Here is a 24,191-nt window from a genome sequence, read left to right on the forward strand (position 1 = left end):
TTTAAACAAGCTTTTGAGAAGTACGAGAAAGCCTTAAAAATTCAGCCTAATCATACTTACAATTTAGCATGCTACTACTCGATAAAGAATAATGAAAAACTCTGTAAAGAGAATTTTCTGCATGCGGCGGAGCATAATACCCTCCCGTCAAGTAAACATCTAAATGAAGATTCTGATTTAAACAATGTGCGAGCAGAACAATGGTTTATAGATTTTCTCGAACGCTTAAAAGAGCAAAAGCAAATGGTAGAAACTGCTTAAATAAAAACCCGCTCTAAAGCGGGTTTTCACAACTTAGATCAACTTAAGCAGATTTCTTGGTTTGTGCATTCTTACGAATCGTAATCATCACCAATTGAACCGCCGCTGGTGTCACACCCGGAATACGGCTGGCTTGACCCAAAGTTTCAGGACGAACATCCTTCAATTTCAATGTAATTTCACGTGAAAGACCCGAAACCACATCATAATTAAAATCAGCAGGAATACGCGTATCTTCCAAGCGCTTCATTTGCGCAACGTCTTCTTGCTGACGGTTAATATAGCCTGCATATTTCACTGCAATTTCAATTTGTTCACCGACAAATGCAGACACTTCTGAACCCGTCAATTCCGCAATTTGCGCAAAATTGATATTTGGACGCTTTAACAAATCAATTGCATTGGTTTCCTTAGACAAGTCATCACCTGTCATTTCAACGAACTTTTTACCCAATGGATTGTTTGGCGCTGCCCAAAGGTGCTGCAAACGGCCTTTTTCAGTTTCTACCGCTTCCATTTTTTGGCAGAACGAATCCCAGCGCGCATCATCCACCAGCCCCATTTCACGGCCAATGGCAGTTAAGCGCTGATCTGCATTGTCTTCACGCAGCATCAAACGGTATTCCGCACGTGAGGTAAACATACGGTACGGCTCTTTAGTGCCTAATGTAATTAAGTCGTCTACAAGCACACCCATGTACGCTTCATCACGTTTTGGTGTCCATTGCTCTTGATCCCATGCACGGCGTGCTGCGTTCAAGCCAGCAAGTAAGCCTTGCGCACCCGCTTCCTCATAACCAGTCGTACCGTTAATTTGACCTGCAAAATACAAGTTATTGATTGATTTGGTTTCAAGAGAGAATTTCAACGCTTGCGGATTGAAATAGTCATATTCAATTGCATAACCCGGACGAAGAATATGCGCATTTTCCATGCCGCGGATTGAGCGAACCAATTCAAACTGAACATCGAATGGCAAAGATGTTGAAATACCGTTTGGATAAAGCTCGTGTGTATCCAAACCTTCTGGCTCCAGGAATACTTGATGTGAGTCTTTATCGGCAAATTTATGAATTTTATCTTCAATCGATGGGCAATAGCGTGGGCCTACACCTTCAATTACGCCAGTATACATAGGCGAGCGGTCTAAACCGCCACGAATAATGTCGTGGGTGCGTTCATTGGTATGTGTGATATAGCAATTCACCTGCTCAGGATGCATTGATGCATCGCCCATGAATGACATGGTTGGTGACGGGAAATCGCCCGGCTGCGGCGTCATTACAGAGAAGTCTACAGAACGCGCATCAATACGCGGCGGTGTCCCTGTTTTTAAACGGCCTACAGGCAAGTTCAACTCACGAAGGCGCGCAGCCAATGAAATTGATGGAGGATCACCCGCACGGCCGCCTGAAGCATTATTCAAACCTACGTGAATGACACCGCCAAGGAATGTGCCTGTGGTTAACACAACGGTTTTCGCATCAAAGCGGATGCCCATTTGCGTTACCACACCTTTTACGGTATCGCCTTCAACAATTAAGTCGTCTGCCGCTTGCTGGAAAATATCCAGATTCGCTTGGTTTTCTAAAGTCTCGCGGATTGCTGCTTTATAACGGATACGGTCCGCTTGCGCACGTGTTGCGCGTACAGCTGCGCCTTTGCGCGAGTTTAAAATACGGAATTGAATACCGCCCTTATCGGCCGCCAATGCCATAGCGCCGCCCAAGGCGTCAATTTCACGCACAAGGTGCGACTTGCCAATACCACCAATGGCTGGGTTGCAGCTCATCTGCCCTAAAGTCTCAATGTTATGAGTAAGGAGTAAAGTCTGTCGACCCATACGTGCCGCAGCTAGCGCCGCTTCTGTACCCGCGTGACCGCCGCCGATAACAATGACATCGTAAACTTTAGGATAATGCATAGTGGTATTGAGAGAATTAAAAAATGGATAACCAAAGATTATAGCAAAAGTTCAGCCATAAGTTGACAGAATAAGTCAATTTTCTTGCTATTTGCTATCACAGCACCTCCATAGAGGCAATCATTTGTTATACAAAATTGCATAACTCATCAAAATGAAACAATTTTAAAGTAAAAATTACCTGATCGATATTGCATTATTCTGGTTATTTTTTATGCTTTTATATGATCCCATGAGAAACCACATAAGGACAACAATCATGAAGAAGAACTTTATTCTGTCATCGATTCTCTGCGGTTTGTGTTTGGCGCCATTTGCCGCTTCGGCCAATGATAAAGTCGAAACAGTTTACAATCCTCAAAAATACCAGCAAGTCTGTAAAGGCAAATCCCAAGGTGCACCAGTAAGCTTTGCCTATCGGGGAATTATCTGGAACGGCACTTGCGAGCCTCAATTCTTTGCTTCAGGCAAACATGCCATGATTAAAGGCGATGAGCCCGAATTATACAACACCTGCTCCAGCGCTTCAGGCGCTGCGTCAGTCACAATCGGCGGCACAGAAGTAAAGGGTAAATGCGCTCTGGGCTTTATGGCGCCCCGCCCTAAATAACCACTTATCCATAAACAGCTAACAAATGTTAACTGTTTCAAAAAGCGGGTAAAAATGTTTAATTTTCACCCGCTTTTATTTATTGCTAATTTAAAAAACTTGGTTACACTCAAAAAACATACAGAAGGACAAAAACAAAAAAGGATATTCCATGGATTCGGGGTTATTTGCTTTTTTCCTGCCGACCACGCTGGCCCTCATGATGATGGGCTTAGGCTTAGAGCTTTCAGTTAAAGATTTCATGCGTGTGGGGCGCTATCCCAAGGCTATTTTTTTAGCGCTTTTTACCCAGCAGATTATACTCGTGGGCATTGCTTTTCTTATCTGCAAAATGCTGAATTTACCGCCGCTGCTGTCCGTTGGCTTAATGCTGCTCGCTGCATCGCCCGGCGGCCCGACCGCCAACCTCTTCAGCTACATCTATAAAGGCGATGTCGCGCTCAATATTACATTGACCGCAATCAACTCTGTGATCTGCACATTCACTTTGCCATTTATTGTGAATTTATCCATTATCTATTTTTTAGGTGACAACCAAACCATCGGCATGCCCATCGAAAAAATTGCGCATGTCTTTTTAATCATATTTGTCCCCGTCAGCCTTGGCATGCTTCTCCGCTATGCTGTGCCTGCCCTCAGCTATCAGCTAACCCGGCCAATGCGCCTGATTTCAATTTTCTTTTTATTTTTTATTTTTCTCTATGCGCTTTTCAGGGAAAAATCAAATATCGTTCTGTATTTTGCCGATGTTGGCCTAGCAACTGGAATTTTCTGTTTTACCAGCCTATTTCTTGGATATTCCATTCCAAATTTTGCCAAAATTCCTGAACGTCAAGCGCGTGCCTGCACATTTGAAATCGGCATTCACAACACTGCCATTTCACTTACGATTGCGCTGTCCGTGCTATCCAACACCACCATTGCAATCCCAGCTGGGGTATACACAATTTTCATGTATGTTTTTGTGATGTTTTTTGGATTTATTCTAACGCGCAAAAATAATCAGTTAATGACAGCTTCCAATACGCCAAAAATTTAGTTTCCACTTAAAACAATAGACATAAAGAGAATAACTGCCAATTTAATCAAGGAGTGAACAGATGGATTCTGGAATCATCACCATTATGCTGCCGCTAGCCTTGGCCTTCATCATGATTGGCCTTGGCTTAGAACTCACGCCTAAAGATTTTGCACGGGTCACCAAACACCCCAAAGCCGTACTGATCGCATTATTCTGCCAACTCATTCTGCTGGTGGGCATTGCTTATGCACTCTGCAAGGTTTTTGCATTAGAGCCCTTATTGGCAGTGGGCTTAATGCTGCTGGCGGCCTCACCAGGCGGCAGCACGGCGAATTTATTCAGCTACCTGTTTAAGGGGGATTTAGCATTAAATATTACGTTAACCGCAATTAACTCTGTCATAGCTGCACTGACCTTGCCTTTAATCGTCAATTTTTCAATTATGCATTTCATGCAGGAAGGCCAGCAAATCAGCCTGCAGTTTTCCAAAATCCTGCAAGTATTCGGCATTATCATCATTCCTGTTTGCATTGGCATGCTGATCCGCCATTACGCGCCCGCACTCACTCACAAACTCAACAAACCCCTGCGGATTTTTGCCGTTATCTTTCTCATCTTAATCATTACTGGCGCAGTAGTCAGCGAGCGGCAAAACATCGCGAACTATTTAGGTCAAGTTGGCGCCGCTACTGCAATCTTTTGCATCTGCAGCCTATGCATCGGATATTTCATCCCGCGCATATTCAATATTAACAGCGCGCAAGCCAGAGCCTGCGCATTTGAGATCGGCATCCACAACAGCACACTGGCAATGACGATTGCACTCACCGTGATGTCCAGCGCGACTGTCGCCATGCCTGCCGCTGTATATTCCATCTTTATGTACATTTTTGCTGCAGTCTTTGGCACACTGATCAGCAGATATGCCCCCTTAAGCGCAGAATCACCAGAAGCCGCAAATTAAGCCCTCAAGACTTCGGCACAAGAACACCCATAAGGATGCCAAGGCATCCTTTATTTTTGCACGAATGAAATAAGTTATAGGCGCCGCATAACGAGTTCCGCTACAATAGCTTTTTACATAACAAATTTAGGTTTTTGCCGTGAAGTGGTTACAAATTCATATTACTGTTGATCAAGCGCAAGTCGATTACACTGAAACCCTGCTCAGCTCTTTAGGCGCAGTGAGTGTAACTTTGGACGACGCTGAGAATCAGGAACTGCTGGAACCGCTTCCAGGTGAGACGCCGCTATGGAATAAAGTCATTGTGACGGGCATCTACGCGCAGGAAGATGACGAAGAAATTGATGTAGCAGCCTTAGAAACCTTTATTAAAGCTCAATTGCCTGATGCGCCAATGCGCAGTGAGTTTATTGAAGATCAGGAATGGGAACGCACATGGATGGACGCCTATGAGCCAATCCAAATTGCTGAGAAATACTGGATTGTTCCTGAATGGATGGAAGCGCCTGAAGCGGACGCAGTAAACATTAAGCTTGATCCAGGCTTGGCCTTTGGCACAGGCAACCATGCATCTACATTCCTTTGCCTGCAGTGGCTAGGCCAAACGGATGTTAAAGATAAAGTTGTCATCGACTATGGATGCGGTTCAGGCATTTTAGGCGTTGCCGCATTGCTGCTAGGCGCTAAAAAAGTCTACGCAACAGATATTGACCCGCAAGCGGTGCATGCAACACAGCAAAATGCTGAACTCAATGGCGTGCTGGATAAACTTTATGTCGGCCTTCCTGAAGAATTCAATACGGAATTCAAAGGCCAGCAAGCAGATGTGCTGCTTGCAAACATTCTGGCAGGACCGCTGATGTCGCTTGCGCCTGAATTCTCAACTTTAATTAAATCTGCGGGTGAGTTCGCATTAGCGGGTGTAATTAAAGAGCAAGTTGATGATGTTTCTCGTGTTTATTCTGAATTTTTTGATATATTAGATGTTCAGGAACGTGAAGAACACTGGTGCCGAATCTCAGGTAAGCGCCAATCGCATTAACCGATTTACTTAAACACTTATGAGCAATAAACAGACATTCTGCCCGACTTGCGCTACAACTTATAAAGTAACTGTTGCTCAGCTGACTATGGCGCAGGGCATGGTTTGTTGCCCCAAGTGTTCCACATCGTTTAATGCGCTCAGCTATTTAGTCGCAGCCAAGGCTTTAATGCCTGAGGCTGCGGCAGCATTAGAGCTGCGCGACTCAAACATCCAATTTGAGCCTCAAGCCATCGACATCTCTAAGCTGAATTTGCAGAATGAACTGCAGAGCGCAGCTGAACAGCCCCGCAAGCTTCTGGATCTTTTTGAAGATAAAGTCGAAAACTCAAATATTGACCTGAAAACTTATCTGAACAATCTAAACTATTTCAGCACAGAGCCTATAGGCAACTTCCCTGCGCTGAATTGGTCTGAAAAAGCAGATACCGAATCTAAGCGCGGCGTTTTATATTATGCAATGTGGAGCATCATCAATATTGCATTAATCAGTACCCTGCTATTTCAATTTTTCTGGTTTAATCCCCAATACTTAAAAAACAGCCCGGTCATGGCTTTCGCATTCAATGCCGCCTGCGATGTCTTTAACTGCTCTAAACTGGAAGAGCATTACAATCTTATTGCCACTAAAAAAGTTAAAGTCCGCACCATTTCCAAAAAAGAAGTCGAATTCTCCGGCCAGCTGATTAATTACCATGAACGCAGTTTAGCTTTGCCCGTTATTAAAGTTGAGCTCAAGGATAACGGTACTGTTTTTTCCACCTATACCTTACAGCCGCAGCAATATTTAGCAGAAAGCTTATCTGGAATTCAGCGCATCCCTTCCAACAGCCCATTCAAATTCAATTTTAGACTGCCCGTCGACCGTAAAAGCTTCAATAGCTACGATTTAGAAATAATTCGGCCATAAGATTGAAAAAAACTATTAAAAATTGCAAAAAAACATAAAAAAAATGCAGTTTTCTTGCTCACTTTTTCTTAGACAATGGTATGATACGCGCCACGAAAGCTTTGCACTGCAAACTCCTCACTGATTTTTCACAACAAATATTATTCCGCAAAATGCGCATTATCCAATATTGCGTATAGAGCAGATTTTTTTGTTTGATTTTTGCCTGTAACAAATATTAATCTATTGTTACGCTTAAATTTCGATCAATCCTTTGAGTTGTGGCAAGCTAAAGCTAAATTGCAATGTCCACGTTTTAGAGCTTCTGTTTTAAGATCTAAAGCAGAGTTCATTGAATTTATAGACCACTTTTTTTATATCACTTTACCCAAGTGATAACTGATTTTTTCGGATCAATTCGCATGAATAGCAAATCTCCTATTTTTACTGCACAATCTGATGTCGCTCTTCGTATTCACGTAGACCGCGCAGTTCGTCATTACTTTGCACAGCTGCAAGGCGAACAGCCTTCTCAGGTGTATGACATGGTGCTGGCAGAAATGGAGAAACCTCTTTTATCTGTAGTTCTAGAATATACGCGTGGCAACCAGACACGCGCTGCCGAGATTCTCGGTTTAAACCGCGGGACTTTACGTAAAAAGTTAAAAGCTCACGGTTTAATGAGTGAATAAATGATAAAATGCTTGCGGCTTCCGCAGGCATTTTTTTTAACCTGTATTTGACCGATTTCTGTTTTAATCTGCACTTGAAAACTGTGACGAAGATCATGACTATTAAACGCGCTTTAATCTCTGTTTCCGATAAGACTGGTATTGTTGAATTTGCACAAAACCTTGTAGCTCTAGGGGTAGAAATTTTATCTACTGGCGGCACTTACAAATTGTTGAAAGACAATAATGTGGCTGTAGTTGAAGTTTCAGAGCACACAGGTTTCCCTGAAATGATGGACGGCCGTGTAAAAACACTGCATCCGAAAATTCATGGCGGTATCCTTGCCCGTCGCGGTCTAGATGAAGCTGTAATGGCTGAACACAATATCGATGCAATCGATTTAGTGGTTGTTAACCTTTATCCGTTTGCAGCAACAGTCGCTAAGCCAAACTGTTCACTTGCAGATGCCATTGAAAACATCGACATCGGCGGTCCAACAATGGTTCGTGCTGCTGCGAAAAACCATGCATCTGTAGGTATCGTAGTCAATGCTTCTGACTATGCAGCCGTTGTTGAAGAATTAAAAGCCAATGGCGCTTTATCACATGCAACTCGTTTTGACTTAGCTGTGAAAGCATTTGAACACACTGCTCAATACGACGGTATGATCGCATCTTACTTAGGCGCTCGCGTAGGTAAAGAAGACGGCCAAGCAGATAAATTTGCGCGTACTTTCAATACCCAGTTAAATAAAGTTCAAGATTTACGTTACGGTGAAAACCCGCACCAATCTGCGGCTTTCTATGTAGAGGCAACTGCAACTGAAGCTTCTGTTTCAACTGCGAAACAGCTTCAAGGTAAAGAACTTTCTTATAACAATATCGCAGATACAGATGCAGCGCTTGAATGTGTGAAATCATTTGCAAAACCTGCTTGCGTCATCGTTAAACATGCCAACCCATGTGGCGTTGCGGTTTCTCTAGACGGCATCCAAGCCGCTTATGACTTGGCTTATGCAACTGACCCTGAATCTGCATTCGGCGGCATCATTGCATTCAACCGTGAATTAGACGTTGCAACAGCGCAAGCGATTGTAGACCGTCAATTCGTTGAAGTGATCATTGCACCAAGCATTGCTGAAGGCGTATTAGAAGTGACTGGCGCGAAGAAAAACGTACGTGTACTTGTATGCGGCGAACTTCCTGCAATTGATGCCCGTCAATCTCAGTTAGACTACAAGCGTGTGAATGGCGGCTTATTGGTTCAAGACCAAGACTTAGGCATGATCACTAAAGATGATCTTAAAGTCGTGACTAAACGCGCGCCGACTGAACAAGAAATCGATGACATGATCTTTGCTTGGAAAGTTGCGAAATACGTTAAATCAAACGCAATTGTTTATGCTAAAAACCGTCAAACGATTGGTGTGGGCGCAGGTCAAATGAGCCGCGTTAACTCTGCCCGTATTGCGGCGATTAAAGCTGAGCACGCTGGCTTAGTGGTTGAAGGCGCTGTAATGGCATCTGATGCATTCTTCCCATTCCGTGATGGTATTGATAACGCAGCGAAAGCTGGTATCAAATGCATTATCCAACCGGGTGGTTCTATGCGTGATGAAGAAACAATTGCTGCTGCTGATGAAGCTGGTATTGCAATGGTATTCACTGGCATGCGTCACTTCCGTCACTAAGTTGACGACTTGATCATGACAATTAAGCACAGTCTTTTGCTTAATACACTAGATTTCTAATCTTGCATAAAGTCCTCTCCTGCTTTCAGGTTGAGGACTTTATGTCATTTTCGATTCATGGAGTATGAACCGATGAATATTTTAGTTTTGGGTAATGGCGGTCGTGAACATGCGCTTGCATGGAAAATCGCACAAGATGACAAAGTCGCAAAAGTATTTGTAGCGCCGGGTAATGCGGGTTCTGCAACTGAAAATAAATGCGAAAATGTTGCGCTTAACATTTTAGACAACGCTGCGATTATCGACTTTGCAAAAAACAATGCAGTTGATTTAATCGTGGTTGGCCCTGAAGCACCGCTTGTAAATGGCGTGGTAGATGCTTGCCGTGAAGCTGGCGTAAAAATTTGGGGTCCTACTCAATTTGCTGCACAGCTTGAAGGCTCTAAAGCATTCGCGAAGCACTTCCTTAAACGCCACAACATTCCAACTGCTTTCTATGATGTATTCACAGAAGTAGATGCAGCTAAAGCATTTGTTGAAAAAAATGGCGCACCAATCGTGATCAAGGCTGACGGTCTTGCTGCGGGTAAAGGCGTAATCGTTGCCATGACCAATCAAGAAGCCTTTGATGCGATTGATGACATGCTGGCAGGCAACAAATTTGGCGATGCTGGCTCACGTGTTGTCATCGAAGAGTTTCTTGCTGGTGAAGAAGCCTCTTTCATTTGTATGATTGATGGCGACAACATCTTACCTATGGCAACTTCACAAGATCACAAACGTATCTTTGAAGGCGACCAAGGCCCGAACACTGGCGGTATGGGTGCTTACTCTCCTGCTCCTGTTGTGACTGCTGATGTATTTGAAAAAACCATGAATGAAGTGATGCGTCCTACCGTTGAAGGTATGAAAAAAGACGGGCACGTTTATACAGGTTTCTTATACGCAGGCTTGATGATTGATGAACAAGGTCAACCAAAAGTGATCGAGTTCAACTGTCGTTTTGGTGACCCTGAAACTCAACCAATTATGATGCGTTTAAAATCATCTTTAGTTGATTTGGTTGAAGCTGGTATTGCAGGCAACCTACCTGCGGAAGCTGAATGGGATGAGCGTAAGACTGTAGGTATCGTACTTGCATCGAAGGGCTACCCTGAAACGTCTAGCAACGGTGATGTAATTTCAGGTTTAGACACTGAAATGGCGGATGCGAAAGTATTCCACGCAGGTACAAAAGCACTTGAGAATGGCGATATTGTCACTGCCGGCGGTCGTGTACTTTGTGTGACTGCACTTGGCGATACGATTGGTGAAGCGCAAGCAAAAGCGCTTGAACTGTGCCAAAAAGTGACTTTTGACGGCGTTCAATACCGCAAAGATATTGGTTACCGTGCGATTGCTCGTGAAAATGCTTAATCATTCATTTGATTAAGAAAAAACCCCGCTGATTGCGGGGTTTTTATTTAATTACACGTTATTTCTACAAAATCTTGATAATGTATAAGATACTTTGCATTACCCTCAATAAAATTTATATGCCGAAAACAAACCAATGGGAATTCACACCTAAACAATTACAAATAAAAAGAGAAAATCATTATGTTTGGGCTAATTACCTAAAAAATTGGTCTACAAATAATTCAGATGTCTGGTATACAACAAAAAAACTCAAAATAGCCTGTGATAGTGTCAAAGCGATAGCAAAGGAAAAAGATTTATATAAAGCCAAGCATCTTTCTAATGAGCATCTACAATTCATTTTACAATTATCAGCACAATCCCCAATAGAATTACAAAACCTTCATAGATCATTTTTAAATAGTTTTTTGCTACTTCAAAGAATGGAAAAACTCTATCTCTCACTAAACGGCATTGATGAACCGGATAAAAAGGTTATAGCTCATATTGAAGCATTTAGAAGCAATACCTTAGAAAACATTCATACTGCAATTGAAAAAAACGTCTATACAATTCTAGAAGAGCTACAAAAACAAAACTTGAAAATTTTAGATGAACTTGAAAACATGATTAATTTCATGAGTTTCTTTGGTCATCAAATCGCTAGAACAGCCCCTTTTCGGAATAAAATATTAGCGACTCAAACCAATTCAACTATGCAAACGATTTGTAAAGAATCTTGGTGGTGCATAAGCTATATATTTGGTATGAATATCGGAAAAAGTTTTTTTGAAACCCGAAAAGTCGATAAACATTGTTTGTTAATCAATAACTCAGATGAAGATTTTATTACATCAGACCATCCAATTATTAATGTACACTCAAAAATAAATGAAAATGATCTAAGTGCTCCTTCTAGCGAAGAAGCAGACTATTTTTATCCAATTTCTCCAAGACTAGCTTATATGATTAATAAATCAGATTTATTCCCAAATGGTGTAAATCATGTATCAATCGATTTCGTGAAAGATATGAATAAGAAACTAGCCTTTTATGCAGATCAATACATTATTGCTACCACAGAAAACCAATTAAAAAGTTATAAAGGTTTCGTTGGTCAACGACTAAAAGTTGTTAAAGAAATAAATAGTAAATAGGATATCAACCTAACACTGATTTCTGTATTTTATGAAAATCCACCTCCAAACCCCTCGCCTCATCCTCCGCCAATGGCAAGAATCTGACACTCCCCCATTTATCCAAATGTGTGCAGACGAATGATAATCAGCATCCTGATTGTTTGGTCGAATTGGTAGTGAATCGTGCGCTCGATCAAGCCTTTATTGAAGCTCAGCAAGTGCTGATCCAAAATTTAAAAGCGACGTATCTCGATCAATTGGCGCATGACTTTCAAGTGGAGCTGGATCGATATCAAAAACAATGATCACATTGATTCTAGGCAAAATACGCTAAAATAAAACCAAACCCTTCAATATTTAGTTTGATATGCCTAAACCCTCAAATCAAAACAACTGGATGACACGAGCACCCTCTCAGCATCATCAATTTGAGCGTATTGAAGCTTTTTTCTCTAATCACAGCTATAAACCTCATCGGCATGACACATACGCCATTGGCCAAACCCTGTCAGGCGTACAGAACTTTCATTATCGCGGTGCATTGCAACACAGCTTAGCCGGCATGACCATGGTGCTCCATCCAGATGAACAGCATGATGGTGAAGCCGGAACAACCGCAGGCTATCATTATCGGATGATTTATATTGAGCCGGCTTTAATCCAAAGCATATTACAAGGCAAACCGCTGCCCTTTATCCAGCAAGGCTTAAGTCAAGACCCGCGCCTGTTTCAGGCCACGCAAAATCTGCTTTTACACAAGCATCTCGATACTCTTGAAGAAGAAGATGCTCTGTTTGATTTAGCCACAAGGTTATGTGAAGTTTCTGATGGCAAATTACAGAGCACAAAAACGTTTGATTATTGCGCTGCAGAAACAGCCCGCGAATACATTCTGGCTTATCCGCAGGAAAACTTAAGCTTAAAAGATTTAGAACAACAGACCGATCGAGATCGCTGGAGCCTGTCACGCGATTTCAGGTTATTGTTTGGCACCAGCCCTCACCGCTATATGACTATGCGTCGCTTAGAAAGCGTCAAGGCCTATCTATCGCAAGGCGAATCACTGGTGAATGCTGCCATCCGCGCAGGATTCTTTGACCAAAGCCATATGACACGGCATTTCATTAAGTCCTTTGGCTTAAGCCCTGCGCAATGGAAAAAAATGAATGCAATTCATCAATTTAACCACACAAGAAAATAGATTTCTTCTCTAAATTCTATTCATTTCATCCTATAAGAGAAAAATAAAGAGGATGTCTAAAGCCATAAAAGAAGTCTACTCATAAAAAAGTGATTACGGCCCTCTCATACCTATTAGAAAATCATTGAACATAAATATACCTGACACAATCAGCAGAATACCCATGACTTTATTCAATCGGTTAAACCAGACTGGATTTGCAATTTTTTGCCCCAGTAATTGACCCATTAAGGCATATGCCAAAGGCGCACCTGATGCCCCAAGCGAAATCAGCAGCGATACAACAAAAATCATGCTTCCCCTGATATTTGCCGCAGGATACATAATGGTGGTGACAGGTAAAATCACCAAAATCGCTTTCGGATTAAGCAGCTGAATCCATAAGCCATTGAAAAAATTTAAAGCCGCAGGCTGCGACTGTGTCGATTCAACATTCGCCAACAGCATTTTTGCAGCTAAATAGAAGGTATAGATTGCCCCTACGAGCGCAATATAATGCAACCACGATTGCGGAATGGCAGCCGAACCCAGATAGCCAAATACTACAAATAAAATCAGCATGGCACAGCCCACACCTAGAAAAAAACCAATGGTTTTTTTTAACTGCCCCGTTAAACCGGCATTTAAACCCATAAAATTTACCGGGCCTGGGCTATACATCACACTTAAGGTATAAAGAAATATTTCCACAATTTACTCAATGATATCTCAACAATTCATAAAAGTGAAAATACAGCCTTGCAAATATTAAGTATTGTACGTTTGTGCATAAGCAGGCTGCGTAAAATCCGCCCCCTAATCAGGCTGCACTGCAGCATGATGCGCTTGCTATAAAAGCCATCGCTATTCTTCAATTTACTATATATATCTATTTTTCATATTTAGACTGAATAAAATCTTATAAAGGAAAAAGCAACTGTTTTTATTCAAATTATCAGTTAAAGTAAAAATAATATATTGTTTTAATTGCTATTAAAAAAATCTCATCAAATCGCCTTAAGCTTTTTATTCGCTAAATACAGCGTTTTTCTTCACTATATTGCATATCTATTTATTGCTATGATATTGAAAATTTCAGATCCCGTTAAAAATCTGTCATTCTTTAAATGGAACCATTTAACAGCTGCATTTAAAGAATCTTACTGTTTTGACTAAGATCGCATTGCATTGATAACTGGAGCATTTTAAAGTCATCTGCATTAATCAGTTGATCTGATTCAAGCTTGCTTTAATCTCTCTAATGACAATTCGTAAATTTATTAATCCATTAAATTTACTAGGACATATACATGAAAAAGCTCCTTGGCCTTGTGTTAGGCCTTTCAGTTGGCTTGGCTGGCTGCGGCAAACAAGAAGCGCCGAAAAATGATGCTGCACAGGCAGATGCAGGCAAAGAACAAGTTGTGACAATGGCTTCAACAGGTTCAGATGCTGACATCTGGCGCTACATTGCAACGCTTCCAGAAACAAAAGCTGCAGGCATTAAACTTGAAGTGAAAAACTTCACTGATTATGTGTCGATGAATACAGCTGTTGCCAATAAAGAAATCGATGTCAATGCATTCCAGTCTTATGCTTATATGGTTGCATTTAATGAAAGCAATAAAGAAAAAATTGCACCGCTTTCTACGACGTATTTAGAGCCAATGGGTCTTTACTCAAGCAACGTAAAAAAACTTGAAGACTTCAAAACTGGCGCAACTATTGCCATTCCTAACGACGGTGCAAATGAGTCACGCGCTTTGCTTCTGCTTCAGTCTGCCGGCTTGGTTAAATTAAAAGCAGATTTTGATGCTGTTAAAGGCACGCCTGCTGATATCACTGAAAACGCAAAGAAAATCGTAATCAAGCCAGTTCAAATGGCAACTGCTGTTCGTGTTAAAGATGAAGTGGATGCTATCGTTTTAGGCAACACACTGGCCATGGAAGGCGGCTTAAACGTGTTGAAAGATGCGATTTACTACGAGCCAGTCGATCAAAGCACAAAAATGAACGTCAATATTCTTGCTGTTGCTGCTGACCGTCAAAACGACCCTGTACTGAAAAAAGTAGGTGAACTTTACCACACGGCTGCAGTCGGCAAATATGTACAAGACCACTTCGGCGGCACAAAAGTTGATGTGAATAAGCCTGTAAGCTATCTTACAGACGCAAAATAGTACTATACTCTGCATAACTAAACAGGCAAATTCAATTTGCCTGTTTTTCTTTTATCTATAGCTTCTGACGATATGATTCAATTTAAAAATATTTCAAAGCATTTTGAGCTGAAAGGCCAAACTGTTACGGCGCTGGATCAAATCAATCTAGAGATCCCGGCCGGCTGCATATTTGGCATTATCGGCTACAGCGGTGCGGGAAAAAGCACCCTTATCCGCCTGATCAATCTGCTTGAACGCCCGAGCGAAGGTCAAATCATTATCAATGATAAAGATTTCACGGCGTTGAATGCTGCTGAATTGCGTCAGGAGCGTACAAATATCGGGATGATTTTCCAGCATTTCAATTTACTGCAAACCAAAACAGTTGCAGAGAACATTGAAATGCCGTTAAAGCTGCTGGGTGTTTCCAAAGCCGAACGCTCAAAGCGTTTAGATGAACTTTTAGAATTTATTGATTTAAAGCATAAAAAAGATGCGTTTCCAGATGAACTGTCTGGCGGTCAAAAGCAGCGTGTCGGCATTGCCCGCGCATTGGCAAACCATCCTAAAATTTTGCTGTGCGATGAAGCAACTTCGGCGCTTGATCCGCAAACCACTAAGTCTGTTTTGGCTTTATTAAAGAAAATTAATGAAGAACAAGGCATTACCATTGTCATGGTAACGCATGAAATGGATGTCATTGAATCCGTTTGCGATTATGTGACTGTGATGGAACAAGGCAAAGTGATTGAAACCGGCTCTACGCTGGACATTTTCAGTCAGCCGCAGCACTCAACCACCAAAACCTTTATTCAGACGGTACTTCAACAGCAGCTGCCTGTAAACATTTTGAATAACTTGGAAAATCAAAATCATAACAGCATTTACTGCTTAAAATTCCTAGGCAGTTCCGCTCAGGAAACCGTCATTCAAGCGGTGATTAAAACCTTTGATATCAGCCTGAATATTTTATTTGCCAACATGACTGAAATTAACGGTTCGGTGATTGGGCAAATGTTCATTCAGCTGCTGGGTGATGCAGAAGCAATTCAGCAGGCCGTCGCATTTCTGGAGAATAGCGGTGTAGAAGTGAGTCAGTCAGGAGTTCAAGCATGAGAGAATGGATTGTCCAATGGCTGACTGAAGTCACTGCGCCATTTTGGAAAAGCTCACTGTCTATAGATCAGTTTGTGACCGCGCTGCAGGAAACCTTTCACATGGTGTTTTTTGCCATGCTGTTTGGCTGCATCTGGGGCTTTATTCAGGCCATCATCCTGTTTGTCAGCCGCCCTGCCGGCATTCTGCCCAACCGCGTGATTTATCATGGCCTCAACCCGATTGTAAATGCTTTGCGCTCGTTGCCGTTTATCATTCTGCTGATTGCTGTAATTCCTTTAACCAAAGTTTTGGTAGGCACATCAATTGGCACATGGGCTGCGATTGTACCTTTAACCATTTATGTTGGTCCGTATATTGGCCGGCTCATTGAAACTTCCCTGCTGGAAGTCAACGAAGGCATTATTGAATCTGCCCAAGCCATGGGTGCTTCGCCTTGGCAGATTATTTTCAATTTTGTTTTGCCTGAATCGCGCAGCTCACTGATTTTAAACCTCACTACAGCCACCATCAGCCTGATTGGCGCAACTGCAATGGCTGGGGCCGTCGGTGCTGGCGGTATCGGTGACTTAGCCATTTCTTATGGCTATCAGCGTTTTGACACCAGCGTGGTTATTTTAACCGTTATTGTCCTGCTGATCTTAGTGCAGCTGGTGCAAAGCTTAGGTGATTGGCTGTCAAAATTGCGTTAAGTCCTTTAACACCGCATTTATTTTAAAGCCCTCTTCAGAGGGTTTTTTCTTGTTCGAAATTCAAGGCCCTTCAAATCTGTCAGCCCATACAAATAAGGTAATAACTCATATGTATTCAGCTGGTATAAGCTTAAAGTAAATAGATTAAGTGTTTTTGCCCAATCAGCCCTTTCTTAATCATAGCCTTAGACAATACAATCTATAGCCATAGCTCCATTGATGGGCATTTATAATTCCAGCAACTCATAGATAACAACAGGTTCATATAATGAAATATTCTTTAGCTTTAATCCCTTTTATTTTGATCAGCCATAGCGCGCAAGCATCCATCGCCCCATATGACCACATCAGCAGCATAAAAGTCAATGGCATTGAACTGGCATCGCCTGTCCCCGCTTCTCAGGCAAATGCCCTGCTGAATAAAACCCCAACTCAGTTAAAATATGAATATTCAGAATGTACTGGCAATACTGAATTCTCAGCCCAAACAAAAGAAAAATATTTAAAATTTGAAATTTTTTCTGAGGATAATCCTCAGGTCAAAAATGACCAATTCTATAAAAATAAAAACTCATTTTCCCAGCTCGGACAAACCAAAGGAAATATTTGGCTGGAATGGGATCAGGCAAATAAAATCACCGACAAAATTCAAATCGGTCAAAAAACCATAACGGCACAATACAGCTTTCAGCAATTTAAAAAGGATTTTCCGAAGAGTGCAAAATTGGCCGAAAACAATCTCCCAGCTTATGTAATTCTGCTCCCGCCTTCAGTTCTTAAATCCGCTTTAAAAACACCAGAAGACTATGATTTACCCTACATTGGAAACTTAGCATTCACATTCAAAAATGGCAAACTGGTGAAATTCTTGATTAACCAAGGCATTGCTTGCTAACACTGGCCAGTCCAGCGCGTTTATTGAACCTGCAGTGAACAGACAAAACTTCACCAATCCCGTTCAATAAACGCAAGATTAATCGCAGAGCATGCTAAAATGTTCAGCTGTTTTCGCAGGGACTCATCTATGCACTTTGTACATCTTGGTATTTATACAGAATTTTCCATCACAGAATCTATTGTACGCATACCTGATCTTGTAAAAGCTGCAGCTGCAGATGAAATGCCTGCTTTGGCCATTACTGACCTGTCGAACCTGCATGCCGCCGTTAAATTTTATAAAAAAAGCTTAGATAAAGGCATTAAGCCGATCTTTGGTTCGACCATCCGCCTGAATGACGCAGAACACCGCGCGACCTTGCTGGCAATGACCAAAAAAGGCTGGCGCAGCCTGACAGAAATTGTCTCTGAAGGCTATATCAGCGGTCAGCAGCTGGATATCCCCTGCATTCAAAAAGAATGGATTTTAAATCAGCACGAAGACCTGATTGTTTTGCTGGGTCAGCACAGTGATGTTGGCAAGATGCTGTTGACTTCAAATCCGCAAAAAGCCGAACCGCTGCTGCAGGAATGGATCGAAAAATTCGGCAACCGTGTTTACTTGGCGCTGACCCGAACCAACCGCCCGGGTGAAGAAGACTTTATTCAAGAAGCAGTGAAGCTGGCCAAAAAATACGGCATTGGCGTTGTTGCGCATAATGATGTGCACTTTGTCACGGCTGAAGACTATGAAGCGCATGAAGCCCGCGTCTGTATTGCAGACGGCTATGTGCTGGGTGATGACCGCCGTCCGAAAAACTACAGTCCAGAGCAGTATTTCAAAACTGGCGAGCAAATGACTGAACTGTTTGCAGACATTCCAAGCGCGATTGAAAACACCTATTACATTGCACAGCGCTGCAACGTTTCACTGCGCCTCGGCTTTAACGATTTGCCGGATTATCCAATTCCTGATGGCCACACCATCGACACCTACTTTGAACATTTATGCCAAGTTGGTCTGGAAGAGCGCCTCGACTTTCTATATCCCGTCAGTAACCGCGGTGACGATTGGCCAGAAATCCGCAAGCCTTATGATGAACGCCTTGATTTCGAAATCAAAATTATTTTGCAAATGGGCTTCCCCGGCTACTTCCTGATCGTTATGGACTTCATTCAGTGGTCTAAAGGCAATGGCGTACCCGTTGGCCCCGGCCGCGGTTCAGGTGCAGGCTCACTGGTTGCATACAGTTTAAAAATTACCGATTTGGATCCGCTGCGTTACGATCTGCTCTTCGAACGCTTCTTGAACCCCGAACGTGTATCCATGCCCGACTTTGACGTCGATTTCTGTATTGCAGGGCGTGACCGCGTGATTGACTATGTCGCCCGCACCTATGGCCGTGAAGCTGTGTCGCAGATTGCGACATTTGGTACGATGGCGGCCAAAGGCGCCATCCGTGATGTGGCCCGCGTGCTGGGTAAATCTTACGGCTTGGCAGACCGTGTTTCTAAAATGATTCCAACCAAACCATTAGGTTTGACGCTGGAAGAATCAATTGAAGCCGAACCTCAGCTTAAAGATGTCGTCACTAACCCCTCTAACCCAGACTACGATGACGCATCTGAAATCTGGGAAATGGCGCTGAAACTTGAAGGCATTACCCGAAATACCGGTAAGCATGCCGGCGGTGTCGTGATTGCGCCTACAAAACTCACTGACTATTCAGCGGTCATGTGTGATGCCGATGGCACAGCCCGCGTTGCCCAGTTCGATAAAGATGACGTAGAAGCGGCAGGACTGGTGAAGTTCGACTTCTTGGGCCTGCGTAACTTAACCGTAATTGAAGATGCGATTAAGCATATTAATGCGCGGCCAGATGTTACAGAGCCTGTCGATATTTCCTATATTCCACTGGATGATCCAATTGCTTATGACGTATTTGCCAAAGCGAATACGACTGCCGTATTCCAGTTTGAATCCGTCGGCATGAAAAAAATGCTGAAAGAGGCGCGTCCAAGCAAATTCGAAGAAATTATCGCCTTCGTATCCTTGTACCGTCCGGGTCCAATGGATCTGATTCCAGACTTTATCTTCCGTATGCACGGCGGAGAATTTGAATACCTGCATCCATTGCTGGAAAAAGTACTCGAGCCAACTTACGGCATTATGGTGTATCAGGAACAGGTGATGCAGGCTGCGCAGTTCTGTGCGGGCTATACACTGGGCGGTGCGGATTTGCTGCGCCGCGCCATGGGTAAAAAGAAAGTTGAGGAAATGGTCAAGCAGCGCCAAACCTTCATTGAAGGCGCTGCAAAAAAAGATATTGATGCCGATACGGCCAACCATATCTTCGACTATATGGAAAAATTTGCGGGCTACGGCTTCAACAAATCGCATGCTGCTGCCTATGCCCTTGTTGCGTATCAGACCGCTTGGCTGAAAGCGCATTACCCTGCAGAGTTCATGTCTGCAGTGATGACATCGGAAATGCAGAACACCGACAACGTGGTCTTCATTATTGACGACTGCCGCAGCAATGGTCTGGAAGTCCTGCCGCCTTCAGTGAATATGTCACTGTATAATTTCCATGCCAGCGACCCTAAAACCATTGTCTATGGTTTAGGCGCGATTAAAGGTGTGGGCGAAGCGGCCATGCAGTCCGTGATTGACTCACGGATTCATGAAGGCCCTTTCCGTGATTTATTTGACTTCTGCCACCGTATTGATTTAAAGAAAATCAATAAACGAACTTTAGAAGCCTTAATCCGTGCCGGCGCATTAGACTGCTTAGGCATTGAACGTTCAAGCCTCATGGCGCAGCTGCCTGAAGCCGTGCAAGCAGCGGAACAAGCGCGCAGCAACCGTGAAACAGGCATCATGGACTTGTTTGGCGAAGTGGAAGAAGTGCAGCGCAAACCAGCCAAACCGGTGAAGCCTTGGTCTGATGAAGTCCGCCTGAAAGGTGAGAAAGATACTCTTGGACTCTATCTTACGGGTCACCCGATTGATGTATACCGCCCAGAACTGAAATCATTCATTTCACAGCGCATCAATGAATTAACGCCGACCCGCCGCGGTGTAACCACAGTTTTTGCTGGACTCGTGGTCGATGTCGCTAACTTCCCGAACCGCATGATGGTCACACTGGATGACGGTACGGCGCGTATTGAAGTTTCCGCCAATCATGAACGCTTCCAGCGTTTTAAAGACATCATTCAGACAGAAAAAGTGGTGGTGATCGAAGGTGAAATTTATGAGCGTGAAGGCTTTGACCGCCCAATGGGCCGCTTAAGCAAAGCATTCAGCCTGAATGAAATCCGTCAAAAACGCGCCAACAGCATTCAAATCACGCTTGATTCAGAACACATCACGAAAACCTTAGCGCAAGATCTTCAAAAAATGATTGCGCCTTACTGCAATGTCGATATGTGCAGCCATATTCCTATTCAGCTTAAACTGGATTTTGACTATGCTTCCGCAGAACTGCATTGCGGCGCCAATTGGAATATCGCCCCGCTGGATGAAGCCTTAAGCAAGCTGCGTGACTACTTTGGCAAAGAAGCGCTGCATATTGAATATCAGGTGAAATCCAAAGCGGCCAAAGCAGTCAGCTACGAACAGGCGCAGCCAGCAAATGTGCCGCCGCCGCCAGCCGATATGAGCATGGACGACGCGATGGATATGTATCAGGCTGAAACCGCAAATCAATACTCGTGATAAAGCACGCTTGATTAGACAACTTTTAAATATTTAAATTTGGAACAATGATGAGTCAAATTGACAATGCTGCTGTTACAGCGCATCTCTCCCACGTGCGTATTGTGATGGTCAATACCACTCTGCCGGCAAATATTGGCAGCGCGCTGCGAGCCTTGAAAACCATGGGGCTATGCAAATTGGTGCTGGTTGCGCCTAAAACCTATCCGCATCCGGATATTGACGCGCTTGCAGCCGGCGCAGCCGATCTAATCGAACAGATTGAAATTGTCGAAAGCTTAGAAGATGCGATTAAAGACTGCCATATTGTCTTTGGCACCAGCGCACGCACCCGCACTATCCCATGGCCTTTACTGGATGCGCGCCCCGCTGCAGAAATGTCGCTGAAAGCAGTTTCTGAAAAGCAGCAGGAAGTTGCCGTTATTTTTGGCCGTGAAGACCGGGGCCTCACCAATGAAGAATTGGCGATGGCCAACTATCACGTCACGATTCCTGTAAACAGCGACTATGGCGTTCTGAATGTTGCGCAAGCCATTCAAGTCATTTGCTATGAAATGCGCATGGCAGCCATGCAGTTTGTTGAATATGCAGCAGATCCTGAAGCCCAAATGCATGTGACAGATCATGTGGATATGCAGTGGGATGAACCTTTAGTGACTCACGAACAGATGGAACAATTTTACCCGCATTTGGAAAAAATGCTGGCAGAGATTGAATTTATGGATCCTAAAAATCCAAGATTATTGCCTTTGCGCTTGCGTCGCCTATTTGGACGTATACAATTAGATCGTATGGAATATCATTTGCTTCGCGGTATATTTACCCGAGTACAAGCCCTGAATAACGGCACATGGAAAAAATCGAAGGATAAAGAGGATCAATCTAATGCTTAAACAGCTCAAAGAAGATATCCAAGCTGTCTTCGCGCGCGATCCTGCAGCACGAAACACACTGGAAGTTTTAACCACCTATCCGGGCATTCATGCCCTGATCATGCACCGCGTTGCGCATGAATTGTGGACTAAAGACTGTAAAGGCTCAGCTCGCCTCTTATCTTCTTTCAGCCGTTTTGCAACTGGCATTGAAATTCACCCAGGCGCGAAAATCGGCCGCCGTTTTTTCATCGATCATGGCATGGGTGTCGTGATTGGCGAAACTGCAGAAATTGGCGATGATGTCACCCTGTATCATGGCGTCACCCTTGGCGGCACCACATGGAATAAAGGCAAGCGCCATCCGACATTGGAAGATGGCGTGGTTGTCGGTGCAGGCGCTAAAATCTTAGGCCCCTTTACCGTAGGTAAAAATGCCAAAGTCGGTTCTAATGCCGTGGTGACCAAAGAAGTGCCGCCAGAAACAACCGCCGTCGGCAATCCTGCGCGCTTCATTACCAAAAACAAACCAAAAGATGATGAAGAAAACCGCCGCCGTGATTATGCAGAAAGCATAGGCTTCCAGCCTTATGCCGCAACACAGGATCAGTCTGATCCAATTCTGGACGGCATGCGTGTTTTGCTTGACCGCATTCAGCTGAATGAAAAGCGCATGAACACCTTGTGTCAGCGTTTGTCTCTGCTCGATCCAACCTTTAAAAAACAGCAGTTGAATGAACAGCCATTCAGTGATGAAGAATTGAAAATCATTGAAGAGGCGAAACGTGAATGTGAAGCGCAGAGCAGCCAATCAAAAGCTTAATGCTGCTGTTGAATAACACTCAAGTGCTTAGTAACTGACTTGCATGTTGATCAGAGTTTTTTTAGACTGACCAACATGCTTGAAAGTTTTTAAAATAAATTAAATGGAAGATCATTATGACGCTTAAGCCCTTGGCCGTTGCCTTAGTCGCTTTAACTCTTGCTGCATGCGGAAGCGCGCCAACCAAAAATAAAAATCCTGAAGGCGCAATGATCTTTGCAGAGCCTGAATTAACACCGCCATTCTACGCACTGAACCCATTTAACTACGATGCGCCGCCTCCATTTGAAATGGATCTGCAAAAAGCCGCGGCACAGCCTGTAACTAAAATGGAAGTGAATTTAGCCAGCGATCCATCTAAAAAAATGACTTTGGATGTTAACCGCCTCATCATTCCGACTGTGAACAGCAAAGTCCGCTCTATGAAATATGCGGTGCTTGCCGGTGACAACGAAATTGATATCACTGAAATAGATGACTTTCTGCAATTGGTCGAAGGCAAAGCGCGCCACTACCCGCCACGCTTTGTACAGCGCAATGAGCGTAAAGGGTTTGAGGCCAAACTGAAAGAAACAACTCAGCAGCTGGATACTTTGGCGTCTAAAGACAATGCATCTTTTGATATTTTAATCCGCGCATTCAAAGCCAGCGTTATGGCGCGCAATTTAGACTTGGGTTCTGTATACACCACCAAATCTTTAACTTATGCGCAGCGTATTCTCAAAATTAACCAAGATGATGCTGAGGCTAACTTCTGGTTTGGTTTTGGCTTATCTGAAGGCGGCGGTCAGCGTGAAGCGATTCCTTATTTAGACAAAGCAATGAAAGCTGGCGTACAGGAAGCTTACCTTTCCGCAGCCAATAACTACATCGCGATGGAACAAAAGAAAAGCGCCGTCAATGTGCTCAAAAACTATAAAGTAAAATATCCGCAAGAAGGTGAAGTTGCTGACCGCTTAATTCAAGAAATTGAAAAGCAAGGCCGCTGGAATGTATGGCAGGTTTTAAACCCGCCTAAAACATCTTAATCCTGCAAATAAAAAATAGGCCATTTACTGGCCTATTTTTTATTTTAAGCGAATTGAAAATCCTCAGGATTGCCGTATGATTTAAGCATTGAAAATTTGAAACTTCGTGAA

21 protein-coding genes and 2 pseudogenes are annotated in these 24,191 nt (G+C 43.3%); 21 read left to right on the forward strand and 2 right to left on the reverse strand.

The features are described 5' to 3' along the window. Window positions 1-261, forward strand: a pseudogene (locus F941_RS16620) (hypothetical protein); the annotation flags it as partial. Window positions 262-304: 43 nt separating this feature from the next. On the opposite strand, the gene mnmG reads toward F941_RS16620, so the two are convergent. After that, window positions 305-2,185, reverse strand: a complete 1,881-nt coding sequence (gene mnmG / locus F941_RS09045; RefSeq protein WP_005010386.1) for a tRNA uridine-5-carboxymethylaminomethyl(34) synthesis enzyme MnmG — start codon at window positions 2,183-2,185, stop codon at window positions 305-307. Window positions 2,186-2,444: 259 nt separating this feature from the next. Here mnmG and F941_RS09050 point away from each other — a divergent pair, with 259 nt between their 5' ends. From F941_RS09050 to F941_RS09100, 12 genes and pseudogenes are all read left to right on the forward strand, one after another. Further along, the gene (locus tag F941_RS09050; RefSeq protein ID WP_005010388.1) at window positions 2,445-2,795 is read left to right on the forward strand and encodes a hypothetical protein; all 351 of its coding nucleotides are present in this window, start codon (window positions 2,445-2,447) and stop codon (window positions 2,793-2,795) included. A 151-nt stretch (window positions 2,796-2,946) separates the two neighbouring features. Continuing rightward, window positions 2,947-3,834 carry a bile acid:sodium symporter family protein gene (locus F941_RS09055; protein ID WP_005010391.1) on the forward strand — a complete coding sequence of 296 codons (888 nt, stop codon included), beginning with the start codon at window positions 2,947-2,949 and terminating at the stop codon, window positions 3,832-3,834. Between the two features lie 61 nt (window positions 3,835-3,895). Continuing rightward, a complete protein-coding gene (locus F941_RS09060; protein ID WP_005010395.1) occupies window positions 3,896-4,780 on the forward strand; it encodes a bile acid:sodium symporter family protein in 885 nt (294 codons plus the stop codon). 139 nt (window positions 4,781-4,919) lie between these two features. Next, the gene (prmA, locus tag F941_RS09065; protein WP_005010397.1) at window positions 4,920-5,822 is read left to right on the forward strand and encodes a 50S ribosomal protein L11 methyltransferase; all 903 of its coding nucleotides are present in this window, start codon (window positions 4,920-4,922) and stop codon (window positions 5,820-5,822) included. A gap of 19 nt (window positions 5,823-5,841) precedes the next feature. Beyond that, the gene (locus F941_RS09070; protein ID WP_018572999.1) at window positions 5,842-6,732 is read left to right on the forward strand and encodes a DUF3426 domain-containing protein; all 891 of its coding nucleotides are present in this window, start codon (window positions 5,842-5,844) and stop codon (window positions 6,730-6,732) included. A gap of 401 nt (window positions 6,733-7,133) precedes the next feature. Continuing rightward, a complete protein-coding gene (gene fis / locus F941_RS09075; RefSeq protein ID WP_001086304.1) occupies window positions 7,134-7,403 on the forward strand; it encodes a DNA-binding transcriptional regulator Fis in 270 nt (89 codons plus the stop codon). A 95-nt stretch (window positions 7,404-7,498) separates the two neighbouring features. After that, window positions 7,499-9,073 (forward strand): bifunctional phosphoribosylaminoimidazolecarboxamide formyltransferase/IMP cyclohydrolase, encoded by a 1,575-nt coding sequence (gene purH, locus F941_RS09080; RefSeq protein WP_026253435.1) that lies wholly within the window; start codon window positions 7,499-7,501, stop codon window positions 9,071-9,073. Between the two features lie 132 nt (window positions 9,074-9,205). Beyond that, a complete protein-coding gene (gene purD, locus F941_RS09085) occupies window positions 9,206-10,489 on the forward strand; it encodes a phosphoribosylamine--glycine ligase (RefSeq protein ID WP_005010404.1) in 1,284 nt (427 codons plus the stop codon). A gap of 119 nt (window positions 10,490-10,608) precedes the next feature. Beyond that, complete coding sequence (locus tag F941_RS09090; protein ID WP_018572997.1) at window positions 10,609-11,628, forward strand: DUF4238 domain-containing protein; 1,020 nt, start codon at window positions 10,609-10,611, stop codon at window positions 11,626-11,628. Between the two features lie 31 nt (window positions 11,629-11,659). Then, a pseudogene (locus F941_RS16745) lies at window positions 11,660-11,749 on the forward strand (GNAT family N-acetyltransferase); the annotation flags it as partial. After that, a complete protein-coding gene (locus tag F941_RS16385; RefSeq protein ID WP_018572996.1) occupies window positions 11,739-11,915 on the forward strand; it encodes a hypothetical protein in 177 nt (58 codons plus the stop codon). The pseudogene F941_RS16745 and the gene F941_RS16385, both read left to right, overlap by 11 nt. 62 nt (window positions 11,916-11,977) lie before the next feature. After that, complete coding sequence (locus F941_RS09100) at window positions 11,978-12,811, forward strand: AraC family transcriptional regulator (protein WP_005010407.1); 834 nt, start codon at window positions 11,978-11,980, stop codon at window positions 12,809-12,811. A gap of 93 nt (window positions 12,812-12,904) precedes the next feature. On the opposite strand, the gene F941_RS09105 is transcribed toward F941_RS09100, so the two are convergent. Beyond that, entirely contained in the window at window positions 12,905-13,501 is a 597-nt protein-coding gene (locus F941_RS09105; RefSeq protein WP_005010415.1) for a LysE family translocator, read from the reverse strand. Between the two features lie 599 nt (window positions 13,502-14,100). On the opposite strand from F941_RS09105, the gene F941_RS09110 reads away from it, so the two are divergent. The 8 genes from F941_RS09110 to F941_RS09145 all read left to right on the forward strand — a co-directional run bounded on the left by F941_RS09110 (window position 14,101) and on the right by F941_RS09145 (window position 24,080). Beyond that, window positions 14,101-14,970 (forward strand): MetQ/NlpA family ABC transporter substrate-binding protein, encoded by an 870-nt coding sequence (locus F941_RS09110; RefSeq protein ID WP_005010417.1) that lies wholly within the window; start codon window positions 14,101-14,103, stop codon window positions 14,968-14,970. A 72-nt stretch (window positions 14,971-15,042) separates the two neighbouring features. Continuing rightward, window positions 15,043-16,068 (forward strand): methionine ABC transporter ATP-binding protein, encoded by a 1,026-nt coding sequence (locus tag F941_RS09115; RefSeq protein ID WP_018572993.1) that lies wholly within the window; start codon window positions 15,043-15,045, stop codon window positions 16,066-16,068. Beyond that, complete coding sequence (locus F941_RS09120; RefSeq protein WP_005010421.1) at window positions 16,065-16,760, forward strand: methionine ABC transporter permease; 696 nt, start codon at window positions 16,065-16,067, stop codon at window positions 16,758-16,760. Before F941_RS09115 ends, F941_RS09120 begins: the two co-directional genes overlap by 4 nt. A 268-nt stretch (window positions 16,761-17,028) precedes the next feature. Beyond that, window positions 17,029-17,655, forward strand: a complete 627-nt coding sequence (locus F941_RS09125) for a hypothetical protein (RefSeq protein ID WP_005010424.1) — start codon at window positions 17,029-17,031, stop codon at window positions 17,653-17,655. 129 nt (window positions 17,656-17,784) lie between these two features. Further along, the gene (gene dnaE, locus F941_RS09130; RefSeq protein ID WP_005010429.1) at window positions 17,785-21,357 is read left to right on the forward strand and encodes a DNA polymerase III subunit alpha; all 3,573 of its coding nucleotides are present in this window, start codon (window positions 17,785-17,787) and stop codon (window positions 21,355-21,357) included. Window positions 21,358-21,407: 50 nt separating this feature from the next. Beyond that, complete coding sequence (locus tag F941_RS09135; RefSeq protein WP_005010431.1) at window positions 21,408-22,250, forward strand: RNA methyltransferase; 843 nt, start codon at window positions 21,408-21,410, stop codon at window positions 22,248-22,250. Next, a complete protein-coding gene (gene cysE, locus F941_RS09140; RefSeq protein ID WP_005010433.1) occupies window positions 22,243-23,052 on the forward strand; it encodes a serine O-acetyltransferase in 810 nt (269 codons plus the stop codon). The genes F941_RS09135 and cysE overlap by 8 nt, the downstream gene beginning before the upstream one ends. 116 nt (window positions 23,053-23,168) lie before the next feature. Continuing rightward, window positions 23,169-24,080 (forward strand): ABUW_2363 family tetratricopeptide repeat lipoprotein, encoded by a 912-nt coding sequence (locus F941_RS09145; RefSeq protein ID WP_005010435.1) that lies wholly within the window; start codon window positions 23,169-23,171, stop codon window positions 24,078-24,080. The last annotated feature ends 111 nt before the right edge of the window (window positions 24,081-24,191 follow it).

It is taken from the genome of Acinetobacter bouvetii DSM 14964 = CIP 107468 (assembly GCF_000368865.1).
GTDB classification, from domain to species: domain Bacteria; phylum Pseudomonadota; class Gammaproteobacteria; order Pseudomonadales; family Moraxellaceae; genus Acinetobacter; species Acinetobacter bouvetii.

What these genes read in the sequence shown, in the direction of transcription:
- F941_RS09070 (WP_018572999.1), top strand. Translation starts at nt 5,842, where the DNA reads ATGAGCAATAAACAGACATTCTGCCCGACTTGCGCTACAACTTATAAA.
- dnaE (WP_005010429.1), top strand. Translation starts at nt 17,785, where the DNA reads ATGCACTTTGTACATCTTGGTATTTATACAGAATTTTCCATCACAGAA.
- F941_RS09115 (WP_018572993.1), top strand. Translation starts at nt 15,043, where the DNA reads ATGATTCAATTTAAAAATATTTCAAAGCATTTTGAGCTGAAAGGCCAA.
- F941_RS09055 (WP_005010391.1), top strand. Translation starts at nt 2,947, where the DNA reads ATGGATTCGGGGTTATTTGCTTTTTTCCTGCCGACCACGCTGGCCCTC.
- purH (WP_026253435.1), top strand. Translation starts at nt 7,499, where the DNA reads ATGACTATTAAACGCGCTTTAATCTCTGTTTCCGATAAGACTGGTATT.
- F941_RS09090 (WP_018572997.1), top strand. Translation starts at nt 10,609, where the DNA reads ATGCCGAAAACAAACCAATGGGAATTCACACCTAAACAATTACAAATA.
- F941_RS09110 (WP_005010417.1), top strand. Translation starts at nt 14,101, where the DNA reads ATGAAAAAGCTCCTTGGCCTTGTGTTAGGCCTTTCAGTTGGCTTGGCT.
- F941_RS09145 (WP_005010435.1), top strand. Translation starts at nt 23,169, where the DNA reads ATGACGCTTAAGCCCTTGGCCGTTGCCTTAGTCGCTTTAACTCTTGCT.
- F941_RS09050 (WP_005010388.1), top strand. Translation starts at nt 2,445, where the DNA reads ATGAAGAAGAACTTTATTCTGTCATCGATTCTCTGCGGTTTGTGTTTG.
- fis (WP_001086304.1), top strand. Translation starts at nt 7,134, where the DNA reads ATGAATAGCAAATCTCCTATTTTTACTGCACAATCTGATGTCGCTCTT.
- F941_RS09120 (WP_005010421.1), top strand. Translation starts at nt 16,065, where the DNA reads ATGAGAGAATGGATTGTCCAATGGCTGACTGAAGTCACTGCGCCATTT.
- F941_RS09125 (WP_005010424.1), top strand. Translation starts at nt 17,029, where the DNA reads ATGAAATATTCTTTAGCTTTAATCCCTTTTATTTTGATCAGCCATAGC.
- mnmG (WP_005010386.1), bottom strand. Translation starts at nt 2,185, where the DNA reads ATGCATTATCCTAAAGTTTACGATGTCATTGTTATCGGCGGCGGTCAC.
- purD (WP_005010404.1), top strand. Translation starts at nt 9,206, where the DNA reads ATGAATATTTTAGTTTTGGGTAATGGCGGTCGTGAACATGCGCTTGCA.
- F941_RS09060 (WP_005010395.1), top strand. Translation starts at nt 3,896, where the DNA reads ATGGATTCTGGAATCATCACCATTATGCTGCCGCTAGCCTTGGCCTTC.
- F941_RS09100 (WP_005010407.1), top strand. Translation starts at nt 11,978, where the DNA reads ATGCCTAAACCCTCAAATCAAAACAACTGGATGACACGAGCACCCTCT.
- cysE (WP_005010433.1), top strand. Translation starts at nt 22,243, where the DNA reads ATGCTTAAACAGCTCAAAGAAGATATCCAAGCTGTCTTCGCGCGCGAT.
- F941_RS09135 (WP_005010431.1), top strand. Translation starts at nt 21,408, where the DNA reads ATGAGTCAAATTGACAATGCTGCTGTTACAGCGCATCTCTCCCACGTG.